General features: G+C 71.0%; 23 protein-coding genes. 12 read left to right on the top strand and 11 right to left on the bottom strand.

Going from position 1 to position 20,337, the window contains the following annotated elements; genetic code table 11:
* The first annotated feature begins 39 nt into the window (after positions 1-39).
* The gene (locus AB0C20_RS07870) at positions 40-918 is read left to right on the top strand and encodes an aminotransferase class IV (protein WP_357567615.1); all 879 of its coding nucleotides are present in this window, start codon (positions 40-42) and stop codon (positions 916-918) included.
* 19 nt (positions 919-937) lie between these two features.
* On the opposite strand, the gene AB0C20_RS07865 is transcribed toward AB0C20_RS07870, so the two are convergent.
* On the bottom strand, positions 938-1,528 hold the full coding sequence (locus AB0C20_RS07865; RefSeq protein ID WP_238683146.1) for an FABP family protein: 591 nt from the start codon (positions 1,526-1,528) through the stop codon (positions 938-940).
* A 2-nt stretch (positions 1,529-1,530) separates the two neighbouring features.
* Positions 1,531-1,635: a small membrane protein MtfM gene (gene mtfM, locus AB0C20_RS07860; RefSeq protein WP_030327764.1), complete on the bottom strand. Its 105-nt coding sequence runs from the start codon at positions 1,633-1,635 to the stop codon at positions 1,531-1,533.
* Positions 1,636-1,647: 12 nt separating this feature from the next.
* On the opposite strand from mtfM, the gene AB0C20_RS07855 reads away from it, so the two are divergent.
* The 3 genes from AB0C20_RS07855 to AB0C20_RS07845 all read left to right on the top strand — a co-directional run bounded on the left by AB0C20_RS07855 (position 1,648) and on the right by AB0C20_RS07845 (position 4,533).
* Positions 1,648-2,022, top strand: coding sequence for a DsrE family protein (locus AB0C20_RS07855; protein ID WP_124820325.1), 375 nt, complete (start codon positions 1,648-1,650; stop codon positions 2,020-2,022).
* Positions 2,023-2,101: 79 nt separating this feature from the next.
* Positions 2,102-2,482 carry an SCP2 sterol-binding domain-containing protein gene (locus AB0C20_RS07850; RefSeq protein ID WP_357183806.1) on the top strand — a complete coding sequence of 127 codons (381 nt, stop codon included), beginning with the start codon at positions 2,102-2,104 and terminating at the stop codon, positions 2,480-2,482.
* The gene (locus tag AB0C20_RS07845; protein ID WP_357183802.1) at positions 2,479-4,533 is read left to right on the top strand and encodes a glycogen debranching N-terminal domain-containing protein; all 2,055 of its coding nucleotides are present in this window, start codon (positions 2,479-2,481) and stop codon (positions 4,531-4,533) included. The genes AB0C20_RS07850 and AB0C20_RS07845 overlap by 4 nt, the downstream gene beginning before the upstream one ends.
* Before the next feature lie 19 nt (positions 4,534-4,552).
* On the opposite strand, the gene AB0C20_RS07840 is transcribed toward AB0C20_RS07845, so the two are convergent.
* From AB0C20_RS07840 to AB0C20_RS07810, 7 genes are all read right to left on the bottom strand, one after another.
* Positions 4,553-5,416, bottom strand: coding sequence for a hypothetical protein (locus tag AB0C20_RS07840; protein WP_357183799.1), 864 nt, complete (start codon positions 5,414-5,416; stop codon positions 4,553-4,555).
* A 71-nt stretch (positions 5,417-5,487) separates the two neighbouring features.
* Positions 5,488-6,033: a winged helix-turn-helix domain-containing protein gene (locus tag AB0C20_RS07835; RefSeq protein WP_357183796.1), complete on the bottom strand. Its 546-nt coding sequence runs from the start codon at positions 6,031-6,033 to the stop codon at positions 5,488-5,490.
* Between the two features lie 108 nt (positions 6,034-6,141).
* Positions 6,142-6,462 (bottom strand): DUF1416 domain-containing protein, encoded by a 321-nt coding sequence (locus AB0C20_RS07830; protein WP_357183793.1) that lies wholly within the window; start codon positions 6,460-6,462, stop codon positions 6,142-6,144.
* Between the two features lie 2 nt (positions 6,463-6,464).
* Positions 6,465-7,313 (bottom strand): sulfurtransferase, encoded by an 849-nt coding sequence (locus tag AB0C20_RS07825; protein WP_238676657.1) that lies wholly within the window; start codon positions 7,311-7,313, stop codon positions 6,465-6,467.
* A 205-nt stretch (positions 7,314-7,518) separates the two neighbouring features.
* Positions 7,519-7,596, bottom strand: a complete 78-nt coding sequence (locus tag AB0C20_RS07820; RefSeq protein ID WP_310503780.1) for an Ms5788A family Cys-rich leader peptide — start codon at positions 7,594-7,596, stop codon at positions 7,519-7,521.
* Positions 7,597-7,700: 104 nt separating this feature from the next.
* Positions 7,701-8,489, bottom strand: a complete 789-nt coding sequence (locus AB0C20_RS07815) for a DUF2993 domain-containing protein (RefSeq protein WP_357183788.1) — start codon at positions 8,487-8,489, stop codon at positions 7,701-7,703.
* A gap of 104 nt (positions 8,490-8,593) precedes the next feature.
* Positions 8,594-9,652: a hypothetical protein gene (locus AB0C20_RS07810; protein WP_357183785.1), complete on the bottom strand. Its 1,059-nt coding sequence runs from the start codon at positions 9,650-9,652 to the stop codon at positions 8,594-8,596.
* 241 nt (positions 9,653-9,893) lie between these two features.
* Between AB0C20_RS07810 and AB0C20_RS07805 the strand changes: the two genes are divergently transcribed.
* The 7 genes from AB0C20_RS07805 to pstB all read left to right on the top strand — a co-directional run bounded on the left by AB0C20_RS07805 (position 9,894) and on the right by pstB (position 17,039).
* On the top strand, positions 9,894-10,613 hold the full coding sequence (locus AB0C20_RS07805) for a response regulator transcription factor (protein WP_181518701.1): 720 nt from the start codon (positions 9,894-9,896) through the stop codon (positions 10,611-10,613).
* Between the two features lie 154 nt (positions 10,614-10,767).
* Positions 10,768-11,646, top strand: coding sequence for a polysaccharide deacetylase family protein (locus AB0C20_RS07800; protein ID WP_357183782.1), 879 nt, complete (start codon positions 10,768-10,770; stop codon positions 11,644-11,646).
* A gap of 58 nt (positions 11,647-11,704) precedes the next feature.
* On the top strand, positions 11,705-12,631 hold the full coding sequence (gene mshD / locus AB0C20_RS07795) for a mycothiol synthase (RefSeq protein ID WP_357183779.1): 927 nt from the start codon (positions 11,705-11,707) through the stop codon (positions 12,629-12,631).
* Between the two features lie 291 nt (positions 12,632-12,922).
* Positions 12,923-14,029 (top strand): phosphate ABC transporter substrate-binding protein PstS, encoded by a 1,107-nt coding sequence (gene pstS / locus AB0C20_RS07790; protein ID WP_357183776.1) that lies wholly within the window; start codon positions 12,923-12,925, stop codon positions 14,027-14,029.
* A 39-nt stretch (positions 14,030-14,068) separates the two neighbouring features.
* Entirely contained in the window at positions 14,069-15,160 is a 1,092-nt protein-coding gene (gene pstC, locus AB0C20_RS07785; protein ID WP_112606114.1) for a phosphate ABC transporter permease subunit PstC, read from the top strand.
* Positions 15,157-16,245 (top strand): phosphate ABC transporter permease PstA, encoded by a 1,089-nt coding sequence (gene pstA, locus AB0C20_RS07780; RefSeq protein ID WP_357183772.1) that lies wholly within the window; start codon positions 15,157-15,159, stop codon positions 16,243-16,245. The genes pstC and pstA overlap by 4 nt, the downstream gene beginning before the upstream one ends.
* Before the next feature lie 17 nt (positions 16,246-16,262).
* On the top strand, positions 16,263-17,039 hold the full coding sequence (gene pstB, locus AB0C20_RS07775; protein ID WP_112584183.1) for a phosphate ABC transporter ATP-binding protein PstB: 777 nt from the start codon (positions 16,263-16,265) through the stop codon (positions 17,037-17,039).
* A gap of 349 nt (positions 17,040-17,388) precedes the next feature.
* Here the strand turns inward: pstB and AB0C20_RS07770 are convergent, their stop codons facing one another.
* A complete protein-coding gene (locus AB0C20_RS07770) occupies positions 17,389-18,222 on the bottom strand; it encodes an NUDIX hydrolase (protein ID WP_357567614.1) in 834 nt (277 codons plus the stop codon).
* Positions 18,223-18,303: 81 nt separating this feature from the next.
* Between AB0C20_RS07770 and AB0C20_RS07765 the strand changes: the two genes are divergently transcribed.
* A complete protein-coding gene (locus AB0C20_RS07765) occupies positions 18,304-19,272 on the top strand; it encodes a Gfo/Idh/MocA family oxidoreductase (RefSeq protein ID WP_357567613.1) in 969 nt (322 codons plus the stop codon).
* 56 nt (positions 19,273-19,328) lie between these two features.
* Here the strand turns inward: AB0C20_RS07765 and AB0C20_RS07760 are convergent, their stop codons facing one another.
* Positions 19,329-20,336: an inorganic phosphate transporter gene (locus AB0C20_RS07760; protein ID WP_357183763.1), complete on the bottom strand. Its 1,008-nt coding sequence runs from the start codon at positions 20,334-20,336 to the stop codon at positions 19,329-19,331.
* Position 20,337 lies beyond the last annotated feature (1 nt).

Here is a 20,337-nt window from a genome sequence, read left to right as displayed (position 1 = left end):
TCCCCGCACCGCGATCGATCACCGCTACGCTCGACGGTCATGGTGAGGTCGTCCGTCGGGAAGGTCGCGGCCGACCCGACCGCGCGGATCGCCGTCCTGGGGCGTGGCCCGGTGCCGCCCGGCGACCCGGTGCTCCGCGGTGACGACCTCGGGGTGCTGCACGGCGACGGCCTCTTCGAGACCATGCACCTGCGCGACGGCCGGCCGTGGCTGCGCGACGAACACCTGGCCCGCCTCGCCACGGCGGCGGCCGCCGTCGAGCTGTCAGTGCCCCCCGCCAGCGCGCTGATCGACCTGCTGGACCAGGTGCGGACAGGCTGGCCAGAGGCTGTGGAAGGGGCACTTCGGCTGGTCTGCACCCGAGGCCCGGAGGCCGGCGGTCCGCCCACCATCTACGCAACGCTGGCCCCGGTGCCGGCGGCCACCCGGGCCGCCCGGCGGGACGGAATCACTGTGGCCACCCTGCCGCTGGGGCTGCCCGCCGCCGCCCGCAGCGGGCTGGCCTGGCTGCCGGCCGGCATCAAGTCCACGTCGTACGCGGTCAACAGCGCCGCCCGCCGCTGGGCCCGCCAGGCCGGCGTGGACGACGTGCTCTGGATCTCCTCCGACGGGTACGCGCTGGAGGGCCCCACCGCCAATGTGGTGTGGCTCACCGACGGCACGCTCTGCACGGTGCCGGCCGCCAGCACCGGCATCCTCGCCGGCACCACAGCGGCCTGGCTGCTCGCCCACGCGAGCGAGCTGGGCCTGAGCGCAGCCGAACGGATGGTCAGCACCGCCGAACTGCACGCGGCGGACGGCGTGTGGTTCACCTCGTCGCTGCGCGGAGCCGCCGAGGTCCACACGCTGGACGGGGTACGGCGGGCTCACTGCCCGCGTACCCCAGCCCTACAGGCAGTGCTGGGTTTCCCCATCTAGCCGGCGCCGACCGTCGAGGTCAGCCGCCGACCCGGACGAGTCGGGCGGAGAGGTGCGGGCTGAGCCCGTGCCCCATGGCAGCCATCTCCTGGGCGTAGAGCAGCGCACCCTCGACGATGCCGAAGAGCCGGTGCCCACCGGTGACCTCCTTGGCGGTCGGAGTCCGGATCACCGCGTCGGTGGCGAACTCGAGCTGCGTGCCGGTGCGCTTGCCCAGGTGCAGCTCCATCACCCCGGTCGGGGTGGTCAGCAGCGCCTCCAGCTCGTCGGTCGCCCGCCCATCCACCAGCACCGGCCGCCACCAGCCCACCTCGCGGCCGGCCGGACGGACCGGCTTGCTCTCCTCGTCGAGGATCCACGCACGCGACTCGTAGTGCAGGAACGGTCGGCCGTCGTGGCTGATCCGGATCTCCTGCGCGTAGTCGAAATCGTCGATGGTGGGGAAACCGCCCTTGCCCCGGCCGCGCCACAGACCGACGTACGGCAGCAGGGCATCCAGCGCGGGGTGCAGCTTCGGCCCGACCCGCAGGTCGTGGCTCTCCTCGAACGGGTACTCCTCGACCGGCGGCGCGTTCAGCCACGGCGGCTGCAGCGGGTTCTCGCTCACCAGCGTCACCAACGTCCTCTCGAAATGCGTACGGCAAGGTAGACCAGGCCACCGGCGAGCCCGCCCAGGCCAGCGACCAGCAGGCTGACAAACCCGATCTCGGTAACCATCCCGGCCATCCTATGCTGGGTCACATGGCCCGCAATCTCGTCGTCAAGGCCACCGCGGGGGCGGACGCCCCGGAGCGGTGCGCGCAGGCATTCACCGTCGCCGCGACGGCTGTAGCGGCCGGGGTGGACGTCTCGCTCTGGCTGACCGGTGAGTCCACCTGGTTCGCGCTGCCCGGTCGCGCCCAACAGTTCGACCTGCCGCACTCCGCACCCCTGGCCGAGCTGTTGCACGTCATCCTGACCAGTGGTCGGGTGACCGCGTGCACGCAGTGCGCGGCCCGACGGGAGATCGGCCCGGACGACGTGCTGCCCGGGGTCCGGATCGCCGGTGCCGCGGTCTTCGTCGAGGAGGCCTTGGCCGAGGGCGCGCAGGCACTCGTCTACTGACCGCACGGCGGCGGTCGGTCGATCCGAGCGGAGTGTCGATACCGCCCCGACATCCCGGACAGCTGCCTACGATTCGGATGTGACCGAGGCGGCGGAGAGGTTCTTCGAGGCACTGCCGTCGCGCGCACCCGACGTCCTGGGCGGCCTGGCCGACGGCACCCTCCAGATCGACCTCGGCGAAGACCACCGCACCGAACACTGGCTGGTCCGGATGCGGCCCGGGGCGGTGCAGGTCAGCCGGGGGCGTGGCCCGGCCGACGCGATCTGGTACAGCAGCGCCGCCCTCTTCGACAGGCTGATCAGCGGCGAGGCCCAGGGGGTCGCCGCGGTGCTGCGCAACGAGAGCACGTTCAGCGGGAACGTGGTGCTCTTCCTCGCCTTCCGCCGGTTCTTTCCGAACCCGCCCGGCACCCGCGATCCCCGCGAAACGGCCCGCCGAGCAGCCGGGCGACTCGGGTGAAGGACCTCGTCAGCATTCTGGACGGCAACACCTTCCTGGTCAGCGACCGGCGCGGGGACATCGAACCGTCCTACGACTTCCCCACCGGGCTGTTCTCCTTCGACACCCGTTTCCTGTCCACGTGGGTGCTCACCCTGGACGGCGAACGGCTGCACGCTCTCTCCGTCGACGATGCCGAGTCGTACCGCACCAGGTTCTTCCTCGCCCCCGGCGAACCCACGCACTACCTGGACGCCAAGGCGTCGGTGATCCGCAGCCGGGCGATAGTGGGCAGCTTCGAGGAGGAGCTGACAGTGCTGAACCACCTCGGCGCGGAGGTCGAGTACAACCTCCGGATCGAGATCGGGGCCGACTTCGCCGACCTGTTCGAAATCAAGAACTCTCGGCAGAAGCGGGGCCGCACCACGGTCACTGTCGCCGAGAACGAGCTGCGGCTGACCTACCGGCGGGAGGCGTTCCACAGGGAGATGGTGGTCAGCACCACCGCGCCGGCGCAGGTCGACGACACCGGGATGACCTTCCGGATCCGGGTGGCCCGCAACGGCAGGTGGACCACCCGACTGCACGTGTCCAGCGTCGTCTACGGGGCCCGGGGCGAGGACATCCGGGCCACCCTCCCGTACGGCGGCAGCCGCAGCGCGACAGCCATCCGGGCCGAGCAGCAGGAGCTGATCGACCGGGCGCCGAAGCTCGGCTGCGACTGCGAGCCGTTGGCCGGGGCGTACCGGCGCAGCCTCAACGACCTGGCCGCGCTGCGCTACGAGTCGATCGCCCTGGGCGTACGGCTGATCGCCGCGGGACTGCCCTGGTTCATGACCCTGTTCGGCCGGGACAGCATCATCACCTCGTTGCAGGTGCTGCCGTTCCTGCCGGAGCTGGTCCCGCCGACCATCCTGATGCTGGCCGGACTCCAGGGGCAGCGGGTGGACGACTTCCGCGACGAGGAACCCGGCAAGATCCTGCACGAGCTGCGGTACGGGGAGACAGCCGGCTTCGAGGAGCAGCCACACTCGCCGTACTACGGGTCGGCCGACTCGACGCCCCTGTTCATCATCCTGCTCGACGAGTACGAGCGGTGGACCGGCGACGCCACACTCGTCCGCAAGCTGGAATCGCAGGTCCGCAGAGGGTTGGAGTGGATCGACACCTACGGTGACCTGCTCGGCACCGGCTACCTCTGGTACCAGACCCGCAACCCGGAGACCGGCCTGCAGAACCAGTGCTGGAAGGACTCCTGGGACGCCATCTCGTACGCCGACGGTCAGTTGCCCGGCTTCCCCCGGGCCACCTGCGAGTTGCAGGGCTACGCGTACGACGCGAAGGTCCGGGCCGCCCGGCTGGCCCGGACCTTCTGGAACGATCCGGATTTCGCCGACGAGCTGGAGCGGCAGGCCGCCGACCTCAAACGGCGGTTCGACAGGGACTTCTGGATCGCCGACCGCGAGTACTACGCGCTCGCGTTGGACGCCGACGGCCGGCAGGTGGACGCGTTGACCTCGAACATCGGGCACCTGCTGTGGAGCGGCATCGTGGACGAGTCGCGCGCCGGCAAGGTGGTCGAGCACCTGCTCGGGCCACGACTGTTCTCCGGCTGGGGGGTCCGGACGCTCGCCGCTGACGAGGGACGGTACAACCCGATCGGCTACCACGTGGGCACCGTCTGGCCGTTCGACAACTCGATCATCGCCTGGGGGTTGTGGCGGTACGGCTTCCGGGAGGAGGCGGGGTTGCTCTGCGACACGATGCTGGCCGCGTCCCGGTACTTCGAGGGTCGGCTGCCGGAGGCGTTCGCCGGCTACGCCCGTGACCTCACCGACTACCCGGTGGAGTACCCGACCGCGTGCAGCCCGCAGGCCTGGTCGACAGGCACCCCGCTTCTGCTGCTGCGGGTGATGCTGGGGTTGGAGCCACAGGGCGAGCACCTGATCATCGACCCGGCCGTGCCACCGGGGATGGGCCGGGTCGAGCTGCTGGACATCCCCGGCCGGTGGGGCATGGTCGACGCGTTGGGCCGCAGCCGTGACCCGGAGGACCAGCCGAACGACGGCTGACCCGAGCGGGCTGCCCGGCTCAGCTCGTGCAGCCGACTGTGGCGGCCAGTCGGGTGGCGTCCGGGCCGATCTCGGCCAGCACCGTGACGGCACCGCTGCGGTACGCGTACACCGGGGGTTGGTCCAGCAGTGGGGCGTTGCCGGCCAGCGGGGCGAGCGCGGCCGTCGATGCCGCCGGGCCGGGACCGTTCGCGGACCACACGGTACGGGCGAGCCCGCCGCCCGGGCAGGGCGCGGTGACCTGCTCCGACGCGGCGTCACCCGGGCGGTCGAGGGCCGTCAGTGCGGCGGTCAGCGCGGCGGCCTCCGGGCCGACAGCGGTTGCCGGGGACGGCGTGTAGCCGGCGCCGACCGGTCGGCAACCGGTGTCGACGACCAGTCGCACCCGGCCGTCGACTGTCGGCCGGCCCTCGACGGCCACGAATTCTCCGGCATCGGCGCGCAGCTCGGGGCCGTCCACCCCGGGCCCGACCCCGGCCCGCCAGCTCGCCGGCAGCCGCTGGGCGATGCCGGCCAGCACGGCCCGCTCGTCACCGGTGGCAGCGAGCACCCCTACCTCGCGCCGCAACCTGGCCCCGTCGGCGAACGGGGTGACCCGGCAGCCGGACGCGATCCGCGCCGGGCCCAGTTCCAGCAGCACGGCCGCACCGGCCGCGCGGGCCAACTCGCCGACCGCCCGGTCGACCACCGGGCCGGCCTGATCAAGGGAACGCTGTTCGCGCACGGTCGGCGGGTCGTTCCGCACCGATATCCAGGTGAGCCCGGCCAGCAGCACGGCCCAGACCACTGTCACGGCCAGCAGCCAACGTCGCCGCGACCGGGTCGGTGTCGGCGCGGCAGGGCCGGCCGAAGAGGCCCAACCCGTCTGGACAACACCGCTCACCCGGCCATGGTGTCACGCGCTCGCCGCCGGGGCGGCAGCGGAGGCGGTCGCCCTGGTGGAGCGACAGCGGGTCAGTGGTGGTTTCGCCGGGGCGGCGGGTCGAGTCGGTAGCCGATCCCCCGCACGGTGTGCACCTGCGGCCCGCCCGGCAGGCCCCGCAGCCTGCGACGAAGCCGTCTGATGGTGGATTGCAGCGCCGCGGTGTCCGCGCCACCCAGCGCGGAGACGCAGAGCCGTTCGTAGCTCCACACCGCAGGCGGTGGGCCGACGAGCACTGTGAGCAACTCCCGTTCGGTGGGGGTCAGCGGGAGCACCTCGCCACGCCAGGTGACCCGCTGTCCGACCCGGTCGACGACCAGTTCACCCCACGTGACCAGGCCGCGCGCCTCGGCGAGTGGAAGGACTGTGGGACTGACCGGCGTCGGACCGGTCGGCGACGACAACAGCTCGCGTAGCTCGGTCAGATCCGAACAGCTGAGCACCGGGGCGCGCCCGTCGAGTTGGCTCAGCACCCGCTCCCGCAGCGATGTGTCCGTGCCCACGCAGAGAACGATGGGGACCGCTTCGTCGGACCCGCCGCTTTCATCCCTGAAATGCACCAGTAGATAGTGACGCATGCCGATGGGTTTCGGCACCCGTCCCGGCGTGCCGGCGCGCTGCGAAGAGACGACCGGGGCCAGCCACCCCCGGGAGGGCGACCGGCCCCGGTCGATCAGAGCGGTGGGTCAGGCGACGGTGACGGCAACCTCGTTGACGCCTCGGCCGGCAGTGACAGCGGTGTCGCCGTTGCCGTGCCGGGACAACGCCCGCAGCGTCCAGGAACCCGGCGCGGCGAAGAACCGGAACTGCCCGGCGGCCGAGGTGACCACCTCGGCGGTGAACTCACCTGTCGAGTCGAGCAGCCGAACGTACGCGCCGGGCACCGGCTCGGCCTCGGTGGAGCGGACGATGCCGGTGATGACGGTTTCCTTCTCCAGGTCCAGGCTGGCCGGCAGCGGCGCGGCCTGGTCCGGTGCGGCGCAACCCGCGGCGGTGGGAAGAGTCATGATCAGGCCTCCCCGGGTTCGTCGCCGAGCGCGACCGGCACACCGACCAGCGAGCCGTACTCGGTCCAGGAACCGTCGTAGTTCTTGACGTTGCGGTGACCCAGCAGCTCCTGGAGCACGAACCAGGTGTGCGAGGAGCGCTCACCGATCCGGCAGTACGCGATGGTCTCCTTGCCGTCGTCGAGCCCCGCGTCGCCGTAGATCTTGCGCAGGTCGTCGTCGGACCGGAAGGTGCCGTCCTCGTTGGCGGCCTTGGACCACGGCACGCTGATCGCGGTGGGGATGTGGCCGGCCCGCTGCGCCTGCTCCTGCGGCAGGTGGGCGGGGGCGAGCAGGCGACCGGCGAACTCGTCGGGGCTGCGCACGTCGACCAGGTTCTTCGTGCCGATCGCCGCGACGACCTCGTCGCGGAAGGCCCGGATGGAGGTGTCCGGCTCCTGCGCGACGTACTGCGTCGCCGGGCGGGACACCGCGTCGGTGACGAGCGGGCGGGCGTCCAGCTCCCACTTCTTGCGGCCGCCGTCGAGCAGCTTCACGTCACGGTGGCCGTAGAGCTTGAAGTACCAGTAGGCGTACGCGGCGAACCAGTTGTTGTTGCCGCCGTACAGGATGACGGTGTCGTCGTTGCTGATGCCCCGCTCGGAGAGCAGCGCCTCGAACTGCGTCTTGTTGACGAAGTCCCGGCGGACCTGGTCCTGGAGGTCGGTCCTCCAGTCAATCTTGATGGCGCCGGCGATGTGGCCGGTCTCGTAGGCCGAGGTGTCCTCGTCGACCTCGACGAAGACGACGCCCGGGGCGTCGAGGTTCTTCTCGGCCCACTCGGCCGAAACGAGTGCGGTGTCGCGACTCATCGAATCACTCCCTGGTGAGGATGGATGGTGAGCCAACGCGCGCGAATCGATGGGTGTAACTGTCGCACCACGCGCGGGACCCAGCGGAAGGACGGATCACGGGTTCGTGCGACGGCGCCGCTGCCGGGCGTTCGGTGGGATAACCGGAGGGTGCGAGAACCCTGTGCCGGTGGCCGCCGTCAGGCGGCCGGAGACAGCCCCGCCGTCAGATGACGGGGCGACACAGGCAGGTGGCCACGCGGCACAGGTCGACCGCGCGCCGTTTGGTGAGGTGGGTCCCCATGGTCAGGGAGCGTACCAGCCAGTGACCATGCTGCCACTGGGCCGACCACCATCCGGGATCGTTCGGGCCGCCGAGAAGTTCGGCGGCCCGCAGCGCCTCCGGCGTCAGCCAGCGGAGTTGATCGGCACGTTCTTGGCGTCGGCGGTGACCGCCAGCCCTTCCGGCAGTGGACGAACCTCCCGGACAGCGAGCTGGAACGGCAACTCGGGCAGGGGCACATCGATGGAGATGCTCTTGGCGTAGTTGCTCAGGAAGGCCCGAGCCAGCGGCAGGTTCGGCAGACCCGCGGCGTCCAGGTCGTTGAACCGCAGGGCGACAGCGCCGTTGTCGGCGACCGTGACGTCGGCGGTGCCGCTGATGGTGAGCTTCTGACCGAGGATGTCGGCCGGGGCCTTCACGGTGAGCTTGCCGTTCTGCTCGCCGAGGGTGAGACCCGGGCGGTTCAGCAGCGCGGCCAGACTCTCGTAGCTGATCGTGCCGGTGCCGTTGACGGTGTCCGCCACGACGTCACCCTGGCCGGTGCGCAGGGTGTCGAGCGAGGCCCGCACGTTGCGGGCGTCCACATCGAGCACCGGGAGCCGGACGGCGTCACCCTCGACCGAGGCCTGCACGTCCCGCAGTTTGATCGAGATCCGCTCGTATCGACCATCGAGCACCTGGGTGAGGAACGGAGTTCCGGCCACTTCCACCTCGGGTGCGGCGGACTGCGCGCCCTGCTTGGTGATCTCCTGGCGTACGCGGTCGCCGATCATCCGCTCGGCGACCCCGACCGCGACCCGGTCAGCGATCACCAGCAACCCCGCCAGCAGCAGGAGCAGCACGAACAGCCCGATGAGCAGCTTGCGGCCACGCCGTCGGGGTCGCGCCTGGTCCACCGGATAGTCCTGCGCCACGCCGCCTCCTGTCTCCGCCCGTCGCGCCGCGACGGGTCGTTCGTACCGACGCCGCAGGGCGGCGCACCCGTAGGTACCCGACCGGCTCAGCGCTCAACCGTGACTCAGAGGAAGAGCATGCACATGGCGTACGCGGCCGGCGCCGCCAGGGCGAAGCCGCCGAGCGGGCCCTGCATGTGCCGCGCCACCCACATGGTGGGCGGTTCGCCGGCCATCAACCGGCCCGCCTCCGCGTACCCCACGGCGAGGTCGGAGAGGACGGCGGTGACCGCCGCGACCAGGCCGATCACGGCGGCCCGGGTCGGCGTGAAGGGGGCCACCAGGTAGCTGCCGAGGAGGGCGCTGGTCAGCGTGCCGACCATCGCGCCGGCCACCACGCCGGCGGCGCCCCGGGGCACCTGCGGTGCGAGCCGGGGCCAGGGCAGTACGGCGTCGGTGAGTCGGGCGACGGTGAGCGCGACACCGCTCGCGGTCAGGCAGACGGTGATCGCCTGGGTGCCGGCCGGGATCCGGCTGAGCACGATCAGGGTGCCGAAGGCCACCACCCCGACCACGATGAGCAACGTGGAGCCGAGGGAGTCGGTGACCCGGACCCGGTCGACCCGACGAACCAGCTGGCCGAGCACCGCGGCGAGGAACCCACCGGCGGCCAGGTAGCCCAGCGGCGCCAGGCCGGCGACGTCGGTCTGCACCGCCGCGATGTCGACGAACGCCGCGACCACCGCGCTGATCCCGGCGACCACCAACAGCGCGGGCGGACGCATGGCCATCGTCCAGGCGAGCACGAACAGCAGCTGGACGCCAAAGATGATGAAGGCGAACGGCAGCCGGTGACCGGGGCCCGACGTCTGCGCGCCGAGCACCAGGCCGACACCGAGCAGCGCGGCGAAGCCGGCGATGGTCAGCGCCAGTTGACGGTGCACAGCGACCGGGGGAATGACCTCCTCTTCCGGCTCGTCGATCTCGTCTTCGGATCGGCGGGCCGGCTCGCCGGCGCGGCGGGCACGGCGCGGCCCACCCCGTTCGCGGCGATCGCCATCGGTGGTGGCCGGACCGGTACGCGGCGCGGGCGGTTGGCCGCGCGTCGCTGCGGCGGCCGGACCCGGTTGGGGCCCAGCGGGCCACGATTCGCGGCCGGCCTCGGGCGAGGTGGAGGGAAACACGACCCGATCGTGCCAGACCGACGGCCCGACGCGGTGGTCACGGGTTTCAGCGACGTTAAAATCCGGGCCACGATCAGGGGCAAGGTAGACAAACAGGAAATGGCCTGACGGTGCGGCCGAGGCGATCGGTTAGGCTCAACGCGTTACCCGCCCGTCAGCGACGCCGGGACCACGCAATTTCTCAGCGCACTCCTTGATGAGTGCGACTGGTCGCGTGCGGCCTCGCGCCGCCGGGACGGAGGTGATCGTGGAGATCCTGCTGCTGGTGACCGCGCGTGCAGGAGAACCGTCGGCTGTGCTGCCGGCGCTCGACCTGCTGCCGCACTCGGTCCGCACCGCGCCGCGTGATGTTCGCACCCTGGTCGCGGGCCCCAGTCCGGACGCTGTGATGGTGGATGCTCGATCGGAGTTGAGCGAGGCTCGCGCGACCTGCCGGATGTTGCACGCCACCGGGCTCGGCGTGCCGCTGGTCGCGGTGGTGACCGAGGCCGGCCTGATCGCACTCAACGCCGACTGGGGCGTTGACGACGTCATCCTCGCCTCCGCCGGCCCCGCCGAGGTCGAGGCACGGCTGCGGCTGGCGGTGGGCCGGCTCAGCAACGCGACCGCCGGCGCGGGCGGCTCGATCCGGGCCGGCGAGTTGACCATCGACCCGGACACCTACGCGGCCAAGCTCAAGGGCCGTCCGCTCGACCTCACCTACAAGGAGTTCGAGCTGCTGAAGTTCCTGGCCCAGCACCCGGGCCGGGTGTTCACCCGGGACCAGCTCCTGCGCGAGGTCTGGGGCTACGACTACTTCGGCGGCACCCGCACCGTGGACGTGCACGTCCGGCGACTGCGCGCCAAACTCGGTTCGGAGTACGAGTCGATGATCGGCACCGTCCGCCAGGTCGGCTACAAGTTCGTCGTTCCACCGTCGCGGTCGCTTCCCGAGGCGGAGCACGCGCCCCTGCCGGTCTGATCCGGAGGCCCCTCCGGGCGATTTCCCATATGCCCTTTTTGCGCAGCTTGGCGGCTCTATTCTGACTGCCGGGTTTGTCGGAGAAAGGGGCAACGGTGCGCGCACTGAACACGGGGGCGACGGGCCGGCGTGACCGGCAAGCCAGGCGGAAGTCGTGACGCGGGGCAGCTCCACCGCGCGGGCCGCGGGGATCGTGACGCTGGTGGTGGCGGGGCTGCTCGGCTCCGCGTACGTGCTGGGCCGCAGCCTCGTCCCCGACCAGACGCCTCGGCAGTCCACCGGTGTCACCACGAGCGCCGACGGACCGCACTACGCCGACCAACCCAGCGTTGGCGAGCCGGGCGGAGCCCCGAGCGCCAGCGCGAGCGCGGCTGAGACCGGTCCAGCCGAGACCGGCCAGGACGGATCCGGACGGGATGCCGGAGGCGACAACCTGTTCGGCGCGCAGGCCACCACCGGCACCCCGCGACTCGCGCTGACCTTCGACGACGGGCCGGACCCGCGCTACACGCCGCAGGTCCTCGCCCTCCTGCGCGAATACGACGTGCGCGCCACGTTCTGCGTGGTCGGCGAGAACGCGCAGAACCACCCCGACCTGGTCCAGTCGATCGTGGACGCCGGGCACACCCTGTGCAACCACTCCTGGCACCACGACGTCGGCCTGGGCGCCCGGTCGGCCGACGCGATCCGCTCCGACCTCCTACGCACCAACGCGGCGATCCGGGCGGCGGTGCCGAACGCCCCGATCGTCTGGTACCGCCAGCCGGGCGGAGCCTGGACGTACCCGGTGGTGTCGGTGGCGCGCCAGCTCGGCATGACCCCGCTGCACTGGTCGGTGGATCCGTCGGACTGGGAGCTACCCGGCGCCAGCAAGATCACCGCGACGGTGCTGAGCCAGGTCGAACCGGGCTCGGTGGTGCTGCTGCACGACGCCGGTGGGGACCGGCAGGGCACGATGGAGGCGCTGCGCCGGATCCTGCCCGACCTGACCGCCCGGTTCGAGCTGGAGGCACTCCCCACCGATCCGACGTGAGCCGCGGCTTTACGGCGACGCTCCGGGCGTCACGACACGCAACGGATACGGTGGCGGGATGAGCAGCGCGGAGCCGACCAGCGACCAGGTGACCCGGAGCGACCAACTGGCGCCGGCGGAGATCGCCGACGTACTCGCCCTCGCCAGCGCCGCAGGCGACACGGACGGAGCGGACCCGCTCGACGAACACGTCCTGCTGCGGCTGCGCGACGCCGACGCCCCGGCCGTTCATCTGATCGCCCGCGCCGACGACGGCACCCTCACCGGGTACGCGCACCTGGACACCACCGACCCGGTGGGCGGGATCGGGGTCGAGCTGGTGGTGCACCCCGCGTACCGGCGGCGGGGCACCGGGCGGGCGCTCGCCCGGGGCGTACTCGCCTCGGCCACTGGGCCGCTGCGGGCGTGGGCGCACGGCGACCACCCCTCGGCCGCCGCGCTCGCCGTCGACCTCGGCTTCGCCCGCGCCCGGGTGCTCTGGCAGTTGCGCCGGCCGTTGGCGGCTCCGCTGGGTGAGCCGCGCCTGCCCGACGGGGTGGCGCTACGCGCGTTCCGGCCCGGGGCGGACGACGCGGCCTGGTTGACCCTCAACGCACGAGCCTTCGCCGAGCACCCCGAACAGGGCCGGTGGACGTCGGACGACCTGCGGGTCCGCCTCGCCGAGCCGTGGTTCGATCCGGCAGGCTTCCTGCTCGCCGAGGAGACCGCGACCGGCCGACTGCTCGGCTTCCACTGGACCAAGGTGCACGAGCGACCGGGGTCGGCGCGGATCGGCGAGGTGTACGTCCTGGGGGTGGAACCGACAGCGCACGGCGGCGGGCTCGGCCGGGCCCTGACCACCGCCGGGTTGGCACACCTGCGGGACAAGCGCGGCCTCGACCGGGTGATGCTCTTCGTGGACGACTCGAACACCGGGGCGGTCGCGCTCTACGAGCGGCTGGGCTTCGCCCGGTGGTCCGCGCACATCAACTACCACCTGGGCTGACCGTCGGCGTTCGCCCCGACCGAGTCACCGGTGGGTAACGGCCGAGCGTCGGCGGGATAACGCCGAACCGGAAATATACCCATACTTCCGACAGGTGTACCCGGGTTCATTTAACGGACAACTCACCCTCGGCAAGCGGTCACCTCAGGGGCCGTACGTGTTCACCTTGCGTTCACTTGCGACCGGCGAACCGGCTACCTGGCACTTCTAACTTTCGTGTCAGCCGGTCAGTGCCGGTCCTCGGGCCCCGGGATCGGGGCGCCAAGTCAGACGCGAAGGGAAACCCCTCAGGTGAAGCTCCAGCGGTACGGCACTATTGCCTGCCTCGCTCTTGCCGCGACGCTCGGCCTCAGTGCATGCGGCTCGGACAACAACGAGCCCGCCTCCGGCGCGAGTGCTTCGGGCCCGGCCGCCGCGGTCGACTGCGCTACCGGCACGCTGAACGCCCAGGGCTCGTCGGCCCAGAAGAACGCCATGGCCGAGTGGATCAAGGCGTACCAGCAGAAGTGCCAGGGCACCACGATCAACTACGAGGCTTCCGGCTCGGGCGCCGGCATCCAGGCGTTCATCGCCGGGACCGCCGACTTCGCCGGTTCCGACTCCGCGCTCAAGCCGGAGGAGCAGCCGCAGGCGGACGCCAAGTGCGTCGGTGGCAAGGCCATCCACCTGCCGATGGTGATCGGCCCGGTAGCCGTCGCCTACAACGTCAGCGGCGTGGACAACCTCCAGCTCAAGCCGGCCACCCTGGCGAAGATCTTCGCCGGCAAGGTCACCAAGTGGGACGACGCCACGATCAAGGCCGACAACCCGGAGGCCAAGCTCCCGGCGACCACGATCCAGACCGTCCACCGTTCGGACGAGTCGGGCACCACCGACAACTTCACCAAGTACCTCTCGAAGACCGCTGAGAGCGACTGGACCCTTGGCAACGCCAAGGCGTGGAAGGCCCCGGGCGGCACCGGCGCCAAGGGCTCGGACGGCGTGGCCAGCCGGGTCAAGGGCGCGGACGGCTCCATCGGCTACATGGAGTGGTCGTTCGCCGAGAACGCCGGTCTGAAGATGTCGAAGATCGGCAACGGCAACGGCGAGTTCGCCGCGCTGACCGCCGAGGCTGCCGGCAAGACCATCGCCGGCGCTGCCATCGAGGGTCAGGGCGACGACCTCAAGCTGAAGATCGACTACAACACCAAGGAGGCCGGGGCGTACCCGATCGTCCTGGCGACGTACGAGATCGTCTGCAGCAAGGGCCTCGCGGCCGACAAGCTGAAGCTGGTCAAGGGCCTGCTGGGCCACGCCGCCAGCGCCGAGGGCCAGGCCTCTCTCACCGAGCTGGGCTACGCCCCGCTGCCGGAGACGGTCCGCACCAAGGTCGAGACCGCGGTCAAGAACCTCTCCTGACCCGACCCCACCACCTCAGCAACGGAATCGAGCGAGCAGATGGGTGAAACCCCTCACCGCTCGGCCGACGCCGGCACCGGCGGGACGCGCGTGACCCAGAGTCACGAGTGGCCCGCCGGTGCCTCGGCGCGTGTGGCCGAGGCACCAGTCAGCACCCGATCCCCGGGCGGCACCGGGCTGGGCGGCGGCGGCGCGCTGCCGCGCAGCCGTAAGTTCGGCGCCGAGCGGGCCTTCCGCGGCCTCACCCTGGCCGCCGGCACCGCCGTTCTGGTCATCATCGCCGCCATCGCGATCTTCCTGGTCGCCAAGGCGGTGCCGGCCCTACGCGCCAACACCGAGAACTTCTGGTCCTACGAGGGCTGGTCCCCCAACGAGACAGAGCCGAAGTTCGGCATCGGTGCGCTCGCCTTCGGCACCGTCCTCAGCTCGGCGCTCGCACTGCTCATCGCTGTGCCGGTGGCGCTCGGCATCGCGCTCTACCTCTCGCACTACGCGCCGCGCCGGTTGGGCACCGCGCTCGGCTTCCTGGTCGACCTGCTGGCCGCCGTACCGAGCGTGGTCTTCGGCCTCTGGGGGCGGGACGTCTTCAGCAGCCCGGTCCGGGACTTCTCGGTCTGGCTGAACCAGCACTTCGGCTGGATCCCGCTCTTCGGCGGCGACGGCCCCTTCGGGGCGTCCGTCATGCTCGGTGCCCTGGTGCTCGCGATCATGGTGCTGCCGATCATCACCTCGCTCTCCCGCGAGGTGTTCCTCCAGACCCCCACCGCGAACGAGGAGGCCGCCCTCGCACTGGGCGCCACCCGCTGGGAGATGCTCCGCACCGCGGTGCTGCCCTACGGCCGTCCCGGCATCATCGCCGCGATGATGCTCGGCCTCGGCCGGGCGCTCGGCGAGACCATCGCCCTGGCGCTGACCCTCGGCATCACCTTCGGCATCTCGTTCAACCTGATCCAGAACGGCGGCAACACCATCGCCGCCAACATCGCCAATGCGTTCGGCGAGGCGAACGAGACCGGCCGGGGCGCACTCATCGCCTCCGGTCTGGTGCTGTTCACCATCACGCTGATCGTCAACATCACGGCGCGGGCGATCATCTACCGCCGCCGGGAGTTCACGGAGTCGGCCGCATGACCACAACCGCCACCTCCCACCGCACCCGGCCGCCGGCCCAGCCCAACTCGCTGCGGACCAAACGGCTGCCCTGGTACGCCGCCCCGGTCATCGCCGTTGCGGCCCTGGCGCTCGCCGCCGTGATCGTCTACGGCACCAGCATCGGCGGCCCGGTCCTCGTGGTCGTCCTCGGCGCGATCCTCTACCTGGTCGGGCTCTTCGCCGCCGCCAACGCGGTCGAGGGGCGCCGATCGGCCCGTAACCGCACCTGGAGCGCACTGATCCACTCCGCCTTCGTGCTGGCGGTGCTGCCGCTCGTGTCGGTGGTCTGGACGCTGGTCAGCAAGGGCGCCGACCGACTGGACGTCAACTTCTTCCAGACCTCGATGAACAACATCGGAGCCCGGGACGCCAACGGCGGCGCGTACCACGCGATCGTCGGCACGCTGGAGCAGGTCGGCATCGCCACCCTGATCACCGTCCCGCTCGGCGTTCTCTGCGCGATCTACATCGTCGAGTACGGGCGGGGCAAGTTCGCCTTCGCGATCCGGTTCTTCGTGGACGTGATGACCGGCATCCCGTCGATCGTCTCCGGCCTCTTCGTGCTGGCGTTCTGGGTGCTCATCGTGTCGCCGTGGTTCAACGACGGTCGGCCCAGCTTCTCCGGCTTCGCCGCCGCGCTCGCGCTGAGCGTGCTCATGCTGCCCACCATCGTCCGGTCCACCGAGGAGATGCTCCGCCTCGTACCGGCGCCACTGCGCGAGGGCGCGTACGCGCTCGGCGTACCCAAGTGGAAGACCATCCTGCGGGTGGTGCTGCCGACGGCGCTGCCCGGCATCGTCACCGGCGTCATGCTCGCCATCGCCCGCGCGGCCGGTGAGACCGCGCCGGTGCTGCTGGTCGCCGGCGGTGGCGCCGCGATCAACACGAACCCCTTCGAGAACAACCAGTCGTCGCTGTCCCTCTTCGTCTACCAGCAGGCCGGCGACGCGTCGAAGTACGCCCCGGCACGGGCGTGGACCGCGGCACTGACCCTGGTCGCCCTCGTGCTCATCCTGACGATCGCGGCGAAGCTGCTGGCCCGTCGCAACAGGCTCAGCCGATGAACCCCGGAGGTACCACCATGGCCAAGCGCGTCTCCGCCTCGAACGTCACCGCGTACTACGGCGGCTTCAAGGCAATCGAGAACATCAACCTGACTGTCGAGCCGAAGACGGTCACCGCCCTCATCGGGCCGTCCGGTTGCGGCAAGTCGACGTTCCTGCGGTCGATCAACCGGATGCACGAGGTGCTGCCGGGGGCCCGGGTCGAGGGCAGCCTGACCATCGACGACCAGGACATCTACGACCGGGACGTGGACGTCACAGCGGTCCGGCGCACCATCGGCATGGTCTTCCAGCGGCCGAACCCGTTCCCCACCATGAGCATCTTCGAGAACGTGGTGGCCGGGCTGAAGCTCAACGGGGTACGCAAGAAGTCGATCCTGGAGGACGCGGCCGAGAAGGCCCTGCGCGCCGCGAACCTGTGGGGCGAGGTCAAGGACCGGCTGGGCAAGCCCGGCGCGGGCCTCTCCGGCGGTCAGCAGCAGCGGCTCTGCATCGCCCGGACCATCGCGGTCGAGCCGCAGGTCGTCCTGATGGACGAGCCGTGCTCCGCCCTGGACCCGATCTCCACGCTGGCGATCGAGGACCTGATGTTCCAGCTCAAGGACAAGTTCACGATCATCATCGTGACGCACAACATGCAGCAGGCAGCGCGTGTCTCGGACCGGACCGCCTTCTTCTCGATCGAGAAGACCGGCGACCCGGGCCGGCTGATCGAGTACGACAACACCCAGAAGATCTTCAGCAACCCGAGCGTGAAGAAGACCGAGGACTACATCACCGGCCGCTTCGGCTGAGCCGCTGGCACCCGGTCCGCGAGGGGCGTCGGTCGACCTGACCGGCGCCCCTTCCGCGTACCCCGACGCGGTTCCGGCCTGGCGGCGGCGCGGCGCGGCGCGGCCAAGATCATGCTTGATCAAGGATGTAGTGGCCTCACCGCAACGGAGGCCACCACAACCATGTTCGAGCGCGAGGTTCGACAGGAGCCCGCCCGGGGTCCAGACCGAGCCCAAGATCTACGCAACTTCAGGGATGCTGCTGTCTCCCGCGAGCCCGAGGCAGCAGCATCCCTGAAGTTGTGCGGATCTTGACGGCGCACGTCGACGCGAGCGCCCTGCGGCGAGGGCGCCGCAGCGTGGGCAGCCGTCAGCCCAGGACGAAGCGGGGTTCGCCGTCCGGGGGCAGGTCCAGGCGCGGGGTGACCGGGCTGGCGGCGTCCCGATCGGCCGCCGCCCGCGCCACCCCGGCCAGGTCGCCGGCCGCCGCCACCTGGGCCAGCGTGACCACTGTCGGTGGCAGCATCGTCAGCTCGCCGGCCTGCGCGCGGGCCAGCGCGTCCGCCGGGCGGATCCACAGTGTGTGGTCGGCCTCGCCGGAGACGTCGCGGGTCCGCTGGCCCGCCGGCAACAGAGCGATGAAGAAGTACGTGTCGAAGCGGCGCGGCTCGAACTCGGGAGTGATCCACCGGCTCCAGGGCAGCAGCAGGTCCGACCGAACTGTGAGCTGACGGTCGGCGAGCAGCGCCGCGAAGCCCAGCCGGCGCCCCTCCAGGTCCTGCCGAGCAGCCTCCCAGTCGTCGCCGCTGACGTCGCCCACCACTGTCTCCCGGTTCGGGCCGGCGAGCAGTACGCCGGCCTCCTCGAAGACCTCCCGAGCGGCGGCGCAGACCACCGCCTGCGCGGCCTGTGAGGGCACTCCGAGCCGGTCCGCCCACTCGCCCGGCGTCGGGCCGGCCCAGTCCAGGTGTGCCTCCGAGTCGGAACGGTCCACCCCGCCTCCGGGGAAGGCGTACATCCCGCCGAAGGTCATCGCGGCGACCCGGCGGATGACGTACACCTCGAAGTCGGCGTCGGTCGGACGCAGCAGCAACACGGTGGCCGCGACCCGCGGCGTCGCCGGGGTGCCGCCCTCGGCCCGGAACCGGCGGGCGTGCTCGACCAGGGCGGCCGGGGCGGCGAAGCCGTCACTGTCGATCGTCATGCCGCGAGCCTAGTTCCCGTCGGATGAACTGGTCGGCGGCCGGGCAGCGGGCGGTTCACCTGGCTCGGCTAGCGTTCCGGCATGACTCGTTGGGGCATCCTGGCCACCGGCCACATCGCCAGCCGTTTCGCCGAAGACCTCCGGCTGGTGCCGGACGCCGAGTTGGTAGCAGTTGGTTCCCGCGCCGTGGAGAGCGCCCGGCGCTTCGCCGACACGTACGGCGCGAAGCGCGCCTACGGCTCCTGGGTGGAGTTGGCCGCCGACCCGGAGGTGGACGCGATCTACGTGGCGACCCCGCATTCCGCGCACTACGAGGCGGCGATGACCTGCCTCACCGCCGGGCGGGCGGTGCTGTTGGAGAAGCCGTTCACCCTCGACCTGGCCACCAGCACCGAGCTGGTGGAGACTGCCCGCGCCGCCGGGGTCTTCCTGATGGAGGCCATGTGGATGCGGCTGAATCCGGTGATCCTGCGGGTGGTCGAGCTGATCGCGGACGGGGCGATCGGCACGGTGACCGGCGTCCGGGCCGACTTCGGGGTGGCCGGGCCGTTCCCGCCGGAGCACCGGATGCGTAACGCGGCGCTGGGCGGGGGCGCCCTGCTCGACCTGGGGATCTACCCGATCAGCCTGGCCCACCTGCTGCTCGGGGTGCCGCAGCACATCCGGTCGTGGGCGCAGCTCGGCCCGGAGGGGACGGACGAGAACACCGGCATGCTGTTCGGCTACGACTCCGGCGCCCTGGCGACGCTGAGCTGCGGCATGGTCGGGTTGAGCGGGCAGACCGCCTCGATCACCGGCACCACGGGGCGGATCGATCTGCCGGACCCGTTCTTCCGGCCGGGTTCGGTGACAGTGCACCGGGCCGGCGCGGAGCCGGAGACGATCGTCGCCGACGGGGCCGGCAACGGCTACCAGTACGAGGCGATCGAGGTGCAGCGCTGCCTGGCCGCCGGCCTGACCGAGAGCCCTGTGGTGCCGCATGCCACGACCCTTGAGGTGATGACCCTGCTGGACACGGTCCGCGAGCAGATCGGCGTGCGCTACGTCTGAACAGCGCAAGGGCCCCCGGTCACGGCTGGACCGTGACCGGGGGTCCTCGCGGTAACTCAGCCGAAGAGCGGTCGGACCAGCAGGTACGTGACGCACGCGATCAGCGCGGAGGCCGGGAACGTGATGATCCAGGCGAGCACGATGTTGCCGGCCACGTTCCAGCGAACCGCGGAGAGTCGCTTGGTAGCGCCCACACCCATGATCGCCGAGGTGATGGTGTGGGTGGTGGAGATGGGCGCCTTCAGCACCAGCGCGTTGAAGTAGAGCACCGCGCTGGCGACGGTCTCGGCGGCGAAGCCCTCCGGCGGTCCCAGATCGATGATCTTGCGACCGAGGGTACGGATGATTCGCCAGCCGCCGGCGTACGTGCCGAGGGCGAGCATCGTCGCCGAGGTCCAGAACACCCAGCCCGGGATGTGCGTCTTGCTCTCCTGGAAACCACCGGTGTAGAGCGCCAGCACCACGATGCCCATGGTCTTGGCGGCGTCCTGCATGCCGTGGCCGACCGACATGGCGGCCGCCGAGGCGGTCTGCGCCCAGCGGAAGCCCCGGTTGAGCTTGCCCGGCTGCCCCTTCCTGAACAGCCACAGGATGGCCAGCATCAGCAGGTAACCGAGGGTGAGGCCGACGATCGGCGACAGCACCATCGGCAGCAGCACCTTCTCGCCGATGTTGACCCACTGCACGATGCCGCCGGCAGACAGCAGGGTCGCGCCGACCAGGCCGCCGAAGAGTGCGTGCGAGGACGACGAGGGCAGACCGAAGTACCAGGTGATCAGGTTCCAGGCGATCGCCCCGAGCACCCCGGCGAAGACCACACCGAGGCTGCTCACCCCGGTGGGGAGGGTGACCAGGCCGTCGCCGACGGTCTTGGCCACGCCGGCGCCGAAGTGGGCGCCGACGAAGTTGCCGACTGCGGCGAGCCCGAGGGCGATCCGAGGGGTCAGCGCCCGGGTGGAGACGCTTGTCGCGATCGCGTTGGCGGCGTCGTGGAAGCCGTTGGTGTAGTCGAACGCCAGGGCCACCGCGATCACCGCCAGTACGGCGATGAGTTCAGGGGACACC

The sequence above is a fragment of the Micromonospora sp. NPDC048843 genome (assembly GCF_040649965.1).
GTDB classification, from domain to species: Bacteria; Actinomycetota; Actinomycetes; order Mycobacteriales; family Micromonosporaceae; genus Micromonospora; species Micromonospora hortensis.
The sequence above is the reverse complement of the archived record's forward strand: the minus strand, read 5'-3'. Positions and strand labels throughout refer to the sequence as shown.

Excerpts from the sequence above, each read along its gene's own strand:
- AB0C20_RS07870 (WP_357567615.1), top strand. The coding sequence starts at position 40 with ATGGTGAGGTCGTCCGTCGGGAAGGTCGCGGCCGACCCGACCGCGCGG.
- mtfM (WP_030327764.1), bottom strand. The coding sequence starts at position 1,635 with ATGGTTACCGAGATCGGGTTTGTCAGCCTGCTGGTCGCTGGCCTGGGC.
- AB0C20_RS07855 (WP_124820325.1), top strand. The coding sequence starts at position 1,648 with ATGCTGGGTCACATGGCCCGCAATCTCGTCGTCAAGGCCACCGCGGGG.
- AB0C20_RS07835 (WP_357183796.1), bottom strand. The coding sequence starts at position 6,033 with ATGCGTCACTATCTACTGGTGCATTTCAGGGATGAAAGCGGCGGGTCC.
- AB0C20_RS07830 (WP_357183793.1), bottom strand. The coding sequence starts at position 6,462 with ATGACTCTTCCCACCGCCGCGGGTTGCGCCGCACCGGACCAGGCCGCG.
- AB0C20_RS07825 (WP_238676657.1), bottom strand. The coding sequence starts at position 7,313 with ATGAGTCGCGACACCGCACTCGTTTCGGCCGAGTGGGCCGAGAAGAAC.
- AB0C20_RS07820 (WP_310503780.1), bottom strand. The coding sequence starts at position 7,596 with ATGGGGACCCACCTCACCAAACGGCGCGCGGTCGACCTGTGCCGCGTG.
- mshD (WP_357183779.1), top strand. The coding sequence starts at position 11,705 with ATGAGCAGCGCGGAGCCGACCAGCGACCAGGTGACCCGGAGCGACCAA.
- pstC (WP_112606114.1), top strand. The coding sequence starts at position 14,069 with ATGGGTGAAACCCCTCACCGCTCGGCCGACGCCGGCACCGGCGGGACG.
- pstA (WP_357183772.1), top strand. The coding sequence starts at position 15,157 with ATGACCACAACCGCCACCTCCCACCGCACCCGGCCGCCGGCCCAGCCC.
- pstB (WP_112584183.1), top strand. The coding sequence starts at position 16,263 with ATGGCCAAGCGCGTCTCCGCCTCGAACGTCACCGCGTACTACGGCGGC.
- AB0C20_RS07770 (WP_357567614.1), bottom strand. The coding sequence starts at position 18,222 with ATGACGATCGACAGTGACGGCTTCGCCGCCCCGGCCGCCCTGGTCGAG.
- AB0C20_RS07765 (WP_357567613.1), top strand. The coding sequence starts at position 18,304 with ATGACTCGTTGGGGCATCCTGGCCACCGGCCACATCGCCAGCCGTTTC.